Raw genomic sequence first — 13003 nt, forward strand, 5'->3', positions numbered from 1 at the left:
ATTTCAGACTGATGGAACCACGGCCGTCGATCACGGCCTAAACTGCGCAATCGGACCTACAGGAGTGAGCAAGATGAGCCGTATCGAAACCGACAGCCTCGGCCAGGTTGAAGTCCCGGATGAAGCCTATTGGGGCGCTCAGACGCAACGCTCGCTGATCAACTTCGCCATCGGCAACGAACGCATGCCGCTGGCCGTGTTGCATGCCCTGGCGCTGATCAAGAAAGCCGCGGCACGGGTCAATGATCGCAATGGCGACGTGCCCGCCGATATCGCCCGTCTGATCGAGCAGGCGGCCGACGAGGTGCTCGCCGGCGACCACGACGACCAGTTTCCGCTGGTGGTCTGGCAAACCGGCAGCGGTACCCAGAGCAACATGAACGTCAATGAAGTGATCGCCGGTCGCGCCAACGAGCTGGCCGGCAACCCCCGTGGCGGCAAGTCTCCGGTGCACCCCAACGATCACGTCAATCGCTCCCAGAGCTCCAACGACTGTTTCCCCACCGCCATGCATATCGCGGCCGTCCAGGCAGTGCAACAGCACTTGCTGCCGGCGATCAGCGAACTGTCTGGCGGGCTGGCCGAACTGGCCGCACGCCACATGAAACTGGTCAAGACCGGCCGCACCCACATGATGGATGCGACACCGATCAGCTTCGGCCAGGAAATCTCGGCCTTCATCGCGCAACTCGATTACGCCGAGCGGGCGATCCGCAGCGCACTGCCCTCGGTCTGCGAGCTGGCCCAGGGCGGAACGGCCGTCGGCACCGGGCTCAATTCACCCCACGGCTTCGGTGAGGCCATCGCCGCAGAATTGGCCGCCCTCTCGGGTTTGCCGTTTATCACCGCGCCGAACAAGTTTGCCGCGCTGGCCGGTCATGAGCCGCTGACCACGCTGTCCGGCGCGCTGAAAACCCTCGCCGTGACGCTGATGAAAATCGCCAACGATCTGCGTCTGCTGGGTTCCGGCCCGCGCGCCGGCTTCGCCGAAGTCAGGCTGCCGGCCAATGAACCGGGCAGTTCGATCATGCCGGGCAAGGTCAACCCGACCCAATGCGAAGCGCTGTCGATGCTGGCCTGCCAGGTATTGGGCAACGATGTCGCCATTGGCTTTGCCGCCAGTCAGGGCCACTTGCAGCTCAACGTGTTCAAACCGGTGATCATCCACAACCTGCTGCAATCGATCCGCTTACTGGCTGATGGCTGCAGCAACTTCCAGCAGCACTGCGTGGCCGGGCTGGAGCCGGATGCGGAAAAAATGGCTGAACACCTGGAGCGTGGCTTGATGCTGGTGACGGCACTCAACCCGCACATCGGCTATGACAAATCGGCGGAGATCGCCAAGAAGGCTTACAGCGAAGGCCTGACCTTGCGCGAGGCGGCGTTGCAGCTCGGGTATCTGACAGACGAAGAGTTCGATGCGTGGGTGAGGCCGGAGAACATGCTGGAGGCTGGCACCAAGGGCTGAGTTCTGTAGCGTCTGACAGTCAGTCTTCGCGAGCAAGCCCGCTCCCACAGGTTTTGCGTCGTCCACAAAGTTGATAAACGACTCGAAACCTGTGGGAGCGTGGCTTGCCCGCGATGAACGATAACGCGGTCTAACTGGCTGCGATCCGCACCTTCCGCGCCTTCAGCCCCGCAATCAACGAAGGCCCCAACGCCACCAGCGCCGACCCCAGCACCACCAGCACCGCTCCGCCATATCCCAGGCCATTGATCGTCTCGGCATGCACATAGTCGGGCCACAGCCACGCAGCCATGGCAACCGCGGCAAAGGTCACCAACGGCGTGATGGCCAGCGTCGCGCTGACCCGGGAGGCTTCCCAATGGGCCAGGGCCTCGGCAAACGCGCCATAGGCAATCAGGGTGTTGAGGCAGCACGCCAGCAGCAGCCAACCCTGCAAGGGGCTTAATTGCAACGCTTCGAGCGGATGCACCCACGGCGTCAACAGCGCCGCGCAGAACAGGTAGATCACCATCATCACCTGCAGCGAATTCCACACCGTCAGCAATTGCTTCTGCCCCAGGGCATAGAAGGTCCAGACCGTGGACGCCAGCAACACAAGCAGCACACCGGCGGTGTAGTCGGTCAGAGACGTGAGCAACTCACTCAAGCGCTGGTTGAAAAACAGCGCAAAGCCGATCAGCAGCACCAGCAGGCCAATCCCCTGCCCCAGGCTGAAACGCTCCTTGAACACAAACAGACTGGCAATCAGCAGCATGATCGGTCCCATCTGCACTACCAGTTGCGCCGTACCGGGGCTGAGCAGGTTCAGGCCCATCAGATACAACACATAGTTACCGACCAGGCCGAGCACCGCCATCAGCACCAACCAGCCACCACGAGGACCGAGCACCTTGCGGCTGGGCAGACGCCTGGTGGCCGCCAGGTAAATGAACAGGCAGCCGCCGGATACCATCAGGCGAAACCAGGTCACCGTCACCGGGTCCATTACCAGCAACACTTGTTTGAGCTTGATCGGCAGGATTCCCCACAACAACGCGGTCAACAAGGCCAGGAACAGACCGTAACCCCAGCGACCCGATGAAATGTGCATGTGAACCCCAACGCCAACTGACAGGAGTCGTCATTCTAGGCCTGGAGCCTTGGCGTACACAGGCACAGTTTCGGTCTGGCCGCGAATGAAACTGTGCGGGTCGTAAAGTGAAAGACCGCGGCGCCTGCATTCGCGAGCAAGCCTGCTCCCACAGTTGACCGCGTACACCGTTCAATGTGGGAGCGGGCTTGCTCGCGAAAGCTATCTGGCAGACAACGCAAAAAACCGGAGTTTACCTCACCGCCTCAAACAACCCCGTAGCCCCCATCCCGCCACCCACGCACATGGTGACGATGCCGTACCGCAGATTGCGTCGCTGCAATTCACGAACCAGATGCCCGACCTGGCGCGAGCCGGTCATGCCGAACGGGTGACCGATGGAAATCGAGCCGCCGTTGACGTTGTACCGGGCGTTGTCGATTTCCAGGCGATTGCGGCTGTACAGGCACTGCGAGGCGAACGCTTCGTTGAGTTCCCACAGGTCGATGTCGTCAATCCGCAAGCCTTTGGTCTTGAGCAGTTTCGGTACCGAAAACACCGGGCCGATGCCCATCTCGTCCGGCGCGCAACCGGCCACGGTAAAGCCGCGGAAGAACGCTTTCGGCTTGAGCCCCAGTTCCAGCGCTTTCTCCAGGCTCATCACCAGGGTCATGGACGCGCCGTCAGACAGCTGTGAAGAGTTGCCCGCCGTGACCGAGCCATCTTCGGCGAACACCGGTTTCAATCCAGCCAGGCTTTCCAGGGTGGTGTCCGGGCGGTTGCAGTCATCGCGGTCGACGATGCCGTCGAGGATCTGTGCCTGACCTGTGGCCTTGTCTTCGACGCGATACTTCACCGACATCGGCACGATTTCATCAGTGAACAGCCCGGCGGCCTGAGCTGCTGCGGTGCGCTGCTGGCTTTGCAACGCATACAGGTCCTGCTCTTGGCGACTGACGTTGTACCGACGCGCGACGATTTCAGCAGTCTGGCCCATCGGGAAGTAGATGCCCGGCACCTGTTCCTTGAGCAGCGGATTGATCAGGTTGTCGGTGTTGACGCTCTTCATGGTCAGGCTGATGGACTCGACGCCGCCGGCGACGATGATGTCGCTGCAACCCGAAGCGATCTGGTTGGCGGCAATGGCGATCGCCTGCAGGCCCGAGGAACAGAACCGGTTGAGGGTCATGCCGGCCGTGCCGATGCCCAGGCGCGAGAGCACCGCGACATTGCGACCGATATTGAAACCCTGGGCGCCTTCGTTGGAGCCGGCGCCAACGATGCAGTCCTCGACGCTCGCCGGATCGATACCGGTGCGCGCCAACAGTGCATCGACACAGTGTGCCGCCATGTCGTCCGGGCGGGTCATGTTGAATTTACCGCGAAAGGATTTGGCCAGGCCGGTCCGCACGCTGTCGACGATCACCACTTCACGCATGACATACCTCATTGTTGTTATCGGTTGAGAGTGGACCGAGCATAAGTCCAGCTCTTCACCGACCGCGACGATCATTCACCCCGCGTATGCGTAACCATGGCCTCAATCCTTGTCCTTACGCTTGCGTTCATGCCGGGCGGTTTTTTCGAAAGCCTCCTCCAGTGCCCGGTTGATGGTGCGCAAGACTTTGACCCGCGCCCAGCGTTTGTCGTTGGCTTCCACCAGGGTCCATGGCGCAATCTCGGTGCTGGTACGGTCGACCATGTCGCCGACCGCCGTGCGATAGTCATCCCATTTATCACGGTTGCGCCAGTCGTCCTCAGTGATCTTGAAGCGTTTGAAGGGGATCTTTTCGCGTTCTTCGAAGCGCTCCAATTGCGTCTGTTTGTCGATGGACAGCCAGAACTTGACCACGATCACACCGGCGTCGGTGAGCTGCTCTTCGAAATCGTTGATTTCACCGTAGGCACGCAGCCAGTCTGCCGGGCTGCAAAAACCTTCGATGCGCTCCACCAACACCCGGCCATACCAGGAGCGGTCGAACACGGTGAATTTGCCCCGGGCCGGCAGGTGCCGCCAGAAGCGCCACAGATACGGTTGCGCCCGTTCTTCCTCGGTGGGCGCGGCAATCGGCACGATGCTGTACTGGCGCGGATCAAGCGCTGCCGCTACCCGGCGGATCGCCCCGCCCTTGCCGGCCGCGTCGTTGCCTTCGAACACCGCCACCAGCGCGTGGCGGCGCATGCGTTTGTCACGCATCAACCCGGAAAACCGCGCCTGCTCGGTGATCAGTTGTTCTTCGTAATCTTCTTTGTCCAACTGCAGGGTCAGGTCCAGGCTGTCGATCAGGTTCACTTGATCGACACTGGGGAACACTGGCGCGGCGCTAACCTTTTCCGGATGGATCTTCGGTCGCTTCAATGCGCCCTGCAGACCCGCCAGCAGAATCCGCCCCACGGCCAGGCTGCGATAATGGGCATCCGCCCCGGCGATCACATGCCAGGGTGCATAAACGCGGCTGGTGCGGCGCAGCGCCCGTTCACCATACTTCACGAACCTGTCGTAGGTTTGCGACTGCTGCCAGTCCAGCGGGCTGATGCGCCAGCTGTGCAGCGGGTCGTCGGCCAGTGCCTTGAGGCGAGCCTTCATTTGCTTCTTTGAAAGGTGAAACCAGAACTTGAAGATCAGCGCACCTTCATCGCAGAGCATCTTTTCCAGGCGCTCGGCGGCATTGATCGCCTGATCCAGACGCGGATCCTTGAACTCGCCATGGACCCGCCCCTGCAGCATCTGGCTGTACCAGTTGCCGAAGAAAATCCCCATGCGCCCCTTGGCCGGGAGCATCCGCCAGTACCGCCAAGCCGGTGGCCGCGCCAGCTCTTCATCGGTTTGCTGATCGAACGTGCGGACCTCGATCAGGCGCGGGTCCATCCACTCGTTGAGCACCTTGATCGTCTCACCCTTGCCGGCACCTTCGATGCCATTGATCAAAATGATCACCGGAAAGCGGCGTTGCTGCTGCAATTCGAATTGCGCTTCGAGCAACGCTTCGCGCAGGGCCGGGATTTCGGCGTCGTAGGTTTCTTTGTCGATCGCGTGATCGATTTCGGCGGATTCAAACATGGGCGGCTCCCTTCCAGATGTGAGCAAGACTAGCGGATGGACCTGAAGGTCAGTGGAGATTTTCCGGATGGTTGCGGATTCCTGTGGCAAGGGGGCTTTGTGCAGGTTGATGATTTTCCCGGTTTCAGCCCGTTCATACCTTGCCACGGATCAAGCACCACACCGTCGATCGGCTAGAATGGCGCCCTTGCCGTTGCCGAGCCTGCCATGAAACCTGTATTGCCCCACGCCCAGCTCGACTGGGACGACCAAGGTCGCCCGTATTCGCGAGTGTTCGACGATGTGTACTTCTCCGACAAGTCAGGGCTGGATGAAACCCGCTATGTATTCATCGAGCAGAATCGACTGGCCGAACGCTTTGCCGCCTTGCCCAAGGGTGGGCGGCTGGTCATCGGTGAGACGGGGTTCGGCACCGGGCTGAATTTTTTGTGCGCCTGGCAGGTGTTCGAGCAACACGCAGCGGCCGGAGCGCGGCTGCATTTTGTCAGCGTAGAGAAATACCCGTTGAGCCCGGCCGACCTGCAACGGGCCCTGGCGCTGTGGCCGGAACTCAAGGTATTTGCCGATCAACTGCTTGAGCAATACGTGGCCATCCATCAGGGTTTTCAGCGCCTGACGCTGGACCACGGCCGCGTCACCCTGACGCTGCTGATCGGCGATGCACTGGAGCAACTGCCGCAACTCGATGCCCGAATCGACGCCTGGTTCCTCGACGGTTTCGCCCCGGCGAAAAACCCCGACATGTGGACCGCCGAACTGTTTGCCGAGCTGGCTCGCCTGGCCGCTCCCGGTGCATCCATCAGCACCTTCACCAGCACCGGCTGGGTGCGGCGTCTGCTCAACGCCGCCGGCTTCAAGATGAAACGCACCCCCGGCATCGGCCACAAATGGGAGATCCTGCGCGGCGAGTTCCTCGGCTGGCCCCGGGAAACGCCGGCCCCGGCCCAGGATAAACCCTGGTTCGCCCGCCCGGCCCCGCTGACCGGCGAGCGCCAGGCACTGGTGATCGGTGCCGGCCTGGCCGGTTGTGCCAGCGCCGCCAGCCTCGCCGCGCGGGGCTGGCAAGTGACATTGCTGGAGCGCCACGACGCCATCGCCCGGGAAGCCTCGGGCAACCCGCAGGGTGTGCTCTACCTGAAGTTATCCGCCCATGGCACGGCGCTGTCGCAAATGATCGTCAGTGGATTCGGCTACACCCGACGCCTGCTCGAACACTTGCAACGGGGCCGCGACTGGGACGATTGCGGCGTGCTGCAACTGGCCTTCAATGCCAAGGAAGCCGAACGCCAGGCGCAATTGGCCGCGGCGTTTCCAGCGGACTTGCTGCACCTGCTGGATCAATCCGAGGCACAGGCCGTGGCCGGTATCGGACTGGAACACGGCGGCCTGTTCTATCCCGAAGGCGGCTGGGTCCACCCACCGGCGCTGTGCCAGTGGCAGGCTGCGCATCCACTGATTCAATTGCTCACCCATCACGATGCGCTGGAACTGCGCAAGGTTGAAGGCCGTTGGCAAGCCTGGGACGGCGAGCGATTGCTTGCCGATGCTCCCGTGGTGGTGCTCGCCGGGGCCGCCGAAATCCAGCGCTTCCCCGAGAGCGCCGAGCTGCCGCTCAAGCGCATTCGCGGGCAAATCACCCGCTTGGCGCAAACTCCGCAAAGCCAGGCCCTGAGCACCGTGGTGTGTGCCGAAGGCTATGTCGCCCCCGCCCGTTTGGGCGAACACACCCTGGGGGCCAGTTTCGATTTCAAGAGCGATGACCTGACACCGACCACGGCAGAACACCTGGGCAACCTGGCCATGCTCGAAGAGATTTCCCACGATCTGGTCGAGCGTTTACAGGCCGATAAACTTGCGCCTGAAAGTCTCCAGGGGCGCGCCGCTTTTCGCTGCACCAGCCCCGACTACTTGCCAATCGTCGGCCCCTTGGCCGACACCCAGGCGTTCACTCAGGCGTATGCGGCGCTGGGCAAGGATGCCCGGCAGGTGCCGGACGTCGAATGCCCATGGCTTGACGGTTTGTACGTCAACAGCGGTCACGGCTCGCGCGGCCTGATCACTGCGCCGCTGTCCGCAGAACTGCTGGCAGCCTGGCTGGACAACGAACCCCTGCCGTTGCCCAGAAGCGTGGCCGAAGCCTGTCACCCCAACCGATTTGCCCTGCGACGCCTGATCCGGGGCAAGTAGTCGATACAGCAGCCGAAGTCGCCCTCACGGGGCGATTCGGCCGTGGTCTGGCCCGCATATAACTCATCGATCTAAAACTCCCCTTACCGAGGAGGGTCACTTTCTGAGTACCCGCCGTTTCGGCGCGGTATCGATCGACCCTCCCCAACGGAAAAACCGGTAAGGAATTTATGTGCGGATTAGCTGGCGAGTTACGTTTTGATCATCAACCTGCAGACCTTGCAGCCATTGAACGAATCACCCATCACCTGGCCCCCCGCGGCCCCGACGCCTGGGGATTTCATAGCCAGGGGCCGGTAGCACTGGGCCATCGGCGCCTGAAGATCATGGACCTGTCGGACGGCTCGGCGCAGCCGATGATCGACCCGCAACTGGGCTTGTCCCTGGCCTTCAACGGGGCGATCTACAACTTTCCGGAACTGCGCGCGGAACTTGAAAGCCTGGGTTACGCCTTCTATTCCGGTGGCGACACCGAAGTGTTGCTCAAGGGTTATCACGCCTGGGGCGAAGCCTTGCTGCCGAAACTCAACGGCATGTTTGCCTTTGCCGTTTGGGAGCGCGATGCCCAATGCCTGTTCATCGCCCGCGACCGTCTCGGCGTGAAACCGCTGTACCTGTCGCGCACCGGTCAGCGCCTGCGCTTCGCCTCGGCGCTGCCGGCATTGCTCAAGGGCGGCGACATCAACCCGCTCCTCGATCCCGTGGCGCTCAATCACTATCTGAACTTCCACTCCGTGGTCCCGGCACCGCGCACTTTGCTGGCGGGCATTGAAAAACTGCCGCCGGCCACCTGGATGCGCATCGAAGCCGATGGTCGCACCGAGCAGAAAACCTGGTGGACCCTACCCTACGGCCCTCACGCCGATGAGACGAATCTGACCCTCGATGACTGGCGCGACCGTGTGCTCGACAGCACTCGCGAAGCGGTAGCGATTCGTCAGCGTGCGGCGGTGGATGTCGGCGTACTGCTGTCCGGCGGTGTCGATTCAAGCCTGCTGGTGGGGCTGTTGCGGGAAGTCGGCGTGGACAATCTGTCGACCTTCTCCATCGGCTTCCAGGATGCCGGCGGCGAGCGTGGAGACGAGTTCCAGTATTCGGACCTGATCGCCCGACACTACGGCACGCAGCACCATCAACTGCGCATCGACGAAAAGGAAATCATCGAACAACTACCCGCCGCGTTCCGCGCCATGAGCGAGCCGATGGTCAGCCATGACTGCATCGCCTTCTACCTGCTGTCACGAGAGGTGGCCAAACACTGCAAGGTCGTCCAGAGCGGCCAGGGCGCCGATGAACTGTTCGCCGGTTACCACTGGTATCCGCAAGTGGACGGCGCGAGTGATCCGTATGCCGCGTACCGCGAAGCGTTTTTCGACCGCAGTTACGACGACTACGCCGCCACCGTGCAACCGAAATGGCTGACCGCGAATGACGCCGCCGGTGACTTCGTCAAAGCGCATTTCGCCAAGCCCGGTGCCGATGCGGCGGTGGACAAGGCCTTGCGTCTGGACAGCACGGTGATGCTGGTGGACGACCCGGTCAAACGAGTCGACAACATGACCATGGCCTGGGGCCTGGAAGCGCGCACGCCGTTTCTCGATTACCGCCTGGTGGAGCTGTCGGCACGGATTCCGGGGCGTTTCAAACTGCCGGACGGCGGCAAGCAAGTCTTGAAAGAAGCCGCGCGACAAGTGATTCCCAGTGAAGTGATCGACCGCAAGAAAGGTTACTTCCCGGTGCCGGGCCTCAAGCATTTGCAGGGCGATACGCTGGAATGGGTGCGCGAGCTGCTGCTTGACCCCAGCCAGGATCGCGGCCTGTTCAACCCCGCGATGCTCGACCGTCTACTGACTGATCCACAGGGGCAATTGACACCTTTGCGCGGCTCGAAGCTGTGGCAACTGGCGGCCCTCAACCTGTGGCTCAGCGAACAAGGAATCTGACCGATGAAACCTCACGCCACGGCTTTCAGCCAACGCCTGTTGCGCGGCCAGTCGCCCTCCTACGAACGCTTGCAGGCACGTCTGGCCGAGGATGGCAGTGAACTGGGCGGGGCGCCGATTGCCGTGCATTGCGGCTGGGGGCGCTTGCTGATCGGCCACACCTTTGCCGATGCCGCGAGCCTGGCCGGGGAGTTGCTCAACGAGCAGCCCGGCGAGCGGGACATTGCCCTGTACGTCGCCGCGCCCCAGCAAGTGCTGGGGCTGGAGCCGACGCAGTTGTTCCTCGACCCGTCCGATACCTTGCGCCTGTGGTTCAGCGACTACCGTCAGGCGACCCGGGTGTTTCGCGGTTTCCGCATTCGACGCGCGCAAAGCGATGCCGACTGGCAGGCAATCAATCAGCTGTATCAGGCCCGCGGCATGCTGCCGATCGATGCCACCCTGCTGACGCCGCGCCATCTGGGCGGCCCGGTGTACTGGCTGGCCGAAGACGAGGACAGCGGCGCGGTCATCGGCAGCGTCATGGGCCTCAACCACCACAAGGCCTTCAACGACCCGGAAAACGGCAGCAGCCTGTGGTGCCTGGCGGTCGACCCGCATTGTGCGCGGCCGGGTGTCGGTGAAGTGCTGGTGCGGCATTTGATCGAACACTTCATGAGTCGCGGGCTCGCCTGCCTCGACCTGTCGGTGCTGCACGACAACCGCCAGGCGAAAAACCTTTACGCCAAGCTCGGTTTTCGCAACCTGACGACCTTCGCCATCAAGCGCAAGAACGGCATCAATCAGCCGCTGTTTCTCGGGCCCGGCCCGGAAGCCGCGTTCAACCCCTACGCGCGGATCATTGTCGAAGAAGCACACCGTCGTGGCATCGATGTGCACGTCGATGACGCCGACGCCGGGATGTTCACCCTCAGCCATGGCGGGCGCCGGGTACGCTGCCGTGAATCCCTGAGCGACCTGACCAGCGCCGTCAGCATGACCCTGTGCCAGGACAAAAGCCTGACCCACAGAGTGCTCAAGGCAGCAGGGTTGAACCTGCCGGCGCAGCAACTGGCGGGTAACGCCGATGACAATCTGGCCTTCCTCGATGAACACCAGCGCGTGGTGGTCAAGCCACTGGATGGTGAACAGGGCCAAGGGGTGGCGGTGGATTTGCGCACCATAGAGGAAGTGCAGCAAGCCATAGAAGCCGCTCGCCACTTCGACAGCCGCGTGCTGCTGGAAAGTTTCCACGAGGGCCTGGACCTGCGCATTGTGGTGATCGGTTTTGAAGTGGTCGCCGCCGCCATTCGCCGGCCAGCCGAAGTGGTCGGCGACGGCCAACACTCCATCGGTGCATTGATCGAAGCCCAGAGCCGACGGCGACAGGCGGCCACGGGCGGCGAAAGCAAGATCCCGCAGGACCAGGAAACCCTGCGCACCTTGCGTGCCGCCGGATACGACTACAACAGCATTCTGCCGGCCGGTGAGCACCTGTTCGTACGGCGCACGGCGAATCTTCATACCGGCGGTGTGCTTGAGGATGTCACGGCGACCCTGCACCCGACGCTGGTGGACGCCGCCATCCGCGCGGCTCGGGCCCTGGATATTCCCATGGTCGGCCTCGACTTGATGGTGTCCGCCGCTGACCAGCCGGACTATGTGTTTATCGAAGCCAACGAACGGGCCGGGCTGGCCAATCACGAACCGCAGCCGACGGCGGAGCGGTTTGTGGATCTGTTGTTTCCGTACAGTCAGCCGGTGGTCTCTTAGTGATGTGTTTTCTGGACCGCCCCCTTCGCGAGCAAGCCCGCTCCCACCTTTGATCGCGTTCCACTGTAGGAGCGAGCTTGCTCGCGAAGGCGGCCGTACAGGCGATAACCAATCAGGAGTTTCCATGACCAGCAAAATCCCCGAACCGGACCTCGGCTATCTGCAAAAAGTGCTGCTGGAAATGCTCGCCATTCCCAGCCCCACCGGGTTCACCGACACCATCGTGCGCTACGTCGCCGAACGTCTTGAAGAACTGGGCATTCCCTTCGAGCTGACCCGTCGCGGCACCATCCGCGCCACGCTCAAGGGCAAGAAGAACAGCCCCGACCGCGCCGTTTCCGCCCATCTGGACACCATCGGCGCGGCGGTGCGTGCAGTAAAGGACAACGGCCGCCTGACCCTCGCGCCCGTCGGCTGCTGGTCCAGCCGCTTTGCCGAGGGCAGCCGGGTCAGCCTGTTTACCGACAATGGCGTGATCCGCGGCAGCGTCTTGCCGCTGATGGCTTCCGGGCACGCATTCAATACCGCCGTGGATGAGATGCCGATCAGTTGGGATCACATCGAATTGCGTCTGGACGCCTACTGCGCCACCCGTGCCGACTGCGAGTCGCTGGGCATCAGCGTCGGCGATTTCGTCGCCTTCGACCCGCTGCCGGAGTTCACCGAAAGCGGCCACATCAGCGCCCGTCACCTCGACGACAAGGCCGGGGTGGCCGCACTGCTGGCGGCGCTCAAGGCCATTGTCGACAGTGGTGAAGAGCTGATGATCGACTGCCATCCGCTGTTCACCATCACCGAAGAAACCGGCAGCGGCGCGGCTGCTGCGCTGCCCTGGGACGTCAGTGAATTCGTCGGCATCGACATCGCACCGGTCGCGCCTGGCCAACATTCCAGCGAGCACGCAGTGAGCATCGCGATGCAGGATTCCGGCGGGCCGTATGACTATCACCTGTCGCGCCACCTCCTGCGCCTGGCCAGCGACAACGAGTTGCCGGCACGCCGGGACCTGTTCCGCTACTACTTCAGCGACGCCCATTCAGCGGTGACCGCCGGCCACGACATTCGCACCGCCCTGCTCGCCTTCGGCTGCGATGCCACCCACGGTTACGAGCGCACCCACATCGACAGCCTCGCCGCCCTGAGCCGCCTGCTCGGTGCGTACATCCTCAGCCCGCCCGTGTTTGCCAGCGATGCACAACCGGCCAAGGGCTCACTGGACCGCTTCAGCCATCAGCTCGAACATGACACACAGATGGAAAGCGATACACGGGTGCCGTCGGTGGACAGCCTGGTGGGGCAGCGGTCGGAGAACTGAGTTGAGTCACTGAGATATTCGGTGTCTGATCTGACGCCTTCGCGAGCAAGCCCGCTCCCACAGTTGACCGGGTTACTCCAGGAAAATGCGGTCGAATGTGGGAGCGGGCTTGCTCGCGAAGGCAATCTGTCAGACAACACAAAATCCCGGGCTGGCTGTCCTCGCCCAATCGCCGTAGCATCGCGCCATTGATCCAACCGAGGTGCCT

8 protein-coding genes are annotated in these 13003 nt (G+C 62.4%); 5 read left to right on the top strand and 3 right to left on the bottom strand.

The window, feature by feature from the left end:
* Nucleotides 1-73: 73 nt before the first annotated feature.
* Complete coding sequence (locus tag PspS34_RS20640) at nt 74-1468, top strand: class II fumarate hydratase (protein ID WP_154910854.1); 1395 nt, start codon at nt 74-76, stop codon at nt 1466-1468.
* Between the two features lie 130 nt (nt 1469-1598).
* On the opposite strand, the gene PspS34_RS20645 is transcribed toward PspS34_RS20640, so the two are convergent.
* The 3 genes from PspS34_RS20645 to pap all read right to left on the bottom strand — a co-directional run bounded on the left by PspS34_RS20645 (nt 1599) and on the right by pap (nt 5598).
* Nucleotides 1599-2558, bottom strand: coding sequence for a DMT family transporter (locus PspS34_RS20645; RefSeq protein WP_154910855.1), 960 nt, complete (start codon nt 2556-2558; stop codon nt 1599-1601).
* 232 nt (nt 2559-2790) lie between these two features.
* Nucleotides 2791-3975: a thiolase family protein gene (locus PspS34_RS20650; RefSeq protein WP_154910856.1), complete on the bottom strand. Its 1185-nt coding sequence runs from the start codon at nt 3973-3975 to the stop codon at nt 2791-2793.
* Between the two features lie 102 nt (nt 3976-4077).
* Nucleotides 4078-5598 (bottom strand): polyphosphate:AMP phosphotransferase, encoded by a 1521-nt coding sequence (gene pap, locus PspS34_RS20655; RefSeq protein ID WP_154860292.1) that lies wholly within the window; start codon nt 5596-5598, stop codon nt 4078-4080.
* A gap of 207 nt (nt 5599-5805) precedes the next feature.
* Between pap and mnmC the strand changes: the two genes are divergently transcribed.
* The 4 genes from mnmC (at nt 5806) to PspS34_RS20675 (ending at nt 12795) form a co-directional block, all read left to right on the top strand.
* A complete protein-coding gene (gene mnmC / locus PspS34_RS20660; RefSeq protein ID WP_154910857.1) occupies nt 5806-7785 on the top strand; it encodes a bifunctional tRNA (5-methylaminomethyl-2-thiouridine)(34)-methyltransferase MnmD/FAD-dependent 5-carboxymethylaminomethyl-2-thiouridine(34) oxidoreductase MnmC in 1980 nt (659 codons plus the stop codon).
* Nucleotides 7786-7955: 170 nt separating this feature from the next.
* Nucleotides 7956-9728 carry an N-acetylglutaminylglutamine amidotransferase gene (locus tag PspS34_RS20665; protein WP_154910858.1) on the top strand — a complete coding sequence of 591 codons (1773 nt, stop codon included), beginning with the start codon at nt 7956-7958 and terminating at the stop codon, nt 9726-9728.
* 3 nt (nt 9729-9731) lie between these two features.
* Nucleotides 9732-11480, top strand: coding sequence for an N-acetylglutaminylglutamine synthetase (gene ngg, locus PspS34_RS20670; RefSeq protein ID WP_154860295.1), 1749 nt, complete (start codon nt 9732-9734; stop codon nt 11478-11480).
* A gap of 124 nt (nt 11481-11604) precedes the next feature.
* The gene (locus PspS34_RS20675) at nt 11605-12795 is read left to right on the top strand and encodes an osmoprotectant NAGGN system M42 family peptidase (RefSeq protein WP_150726222.1); all 1191 of its coding nucleotides are present in this window, start codon (nt 11605-11607) and stop codon (nt 12793-12795) included.
* Nucleotides 12796-13003: the final 208 nt, after the last annotated feature.

Origin of the sequence: Pseudomonas sp. S34 (assembly GCF_009866745.1) — a bacterium.
Classification (GTDB): domain Bacteria; phylum Pseudomonadota; class Gammaproteobacteria; order Pseudomonadales; family Pseudomonadaceae; genus Aquipseudomonas; species Aquipseudomonas jessenii.

Excerpts from the sequence above, each read along its gene's own strand:
- pap (WP_154860292.1), bottom strand. The coding sequence starts at position 5,598 with ATGTTTGAATCCGCCGAAATCGATCACGCGATCGACAAAGAAACCTAC.
- PspS34_RS20665 (WP_154910858.1), top strand. The coding sequence starts at position 7,956 with ATGTGCGGATTAGCTGGCGAGTTACGTTTTGATCATCAACCTGCAGAC.
- PspS34_RS20675 (WP_150726222.1), top strand. The coding sequence starts at position 11,605 with ATGACCAGCAAAATCCCCGAACCGGACCTCGGCTATCTGCAAAAAGTG.
- PspS34_RS20645 (WP_154910855.1), bottom strand. The coding sequence starts at position 2,558 with ATGCACATTTCATCGGGTCGCTGGGGTTACGGTCTGTTCCTGGCCTTG.
- mnmC (WP_154910857.1), top strand. The coding sequence starts at position 5,806 with ATGAAACCTGTATTGCCCCACGCCCAGCTCGACTGGGACGACCAAGGT.
- PspS34_RS20650 (WP_154910856.1), bottom strand. The coding sequence starts at position 3,975 with ATGCGTGAAGTGGTGATCGTCGACAGCGTGCGGACCGGCCTGGCCAAA.
- ngg (WP_154860295.1), top strand. The coding sequence starts at position 9,732 with ATGAAACCTCACGCCACGGCTTTCAGCCAACGCCTGTTGCGCGGCCAG.
- PspS34_RS20640 (WP_154910854.1), top strand. The coding sequence starts at position 74 with ATGAGCCGTATCGAAACCGACAGCCTCGGCCAGGTTGAAGTCCCGGAT.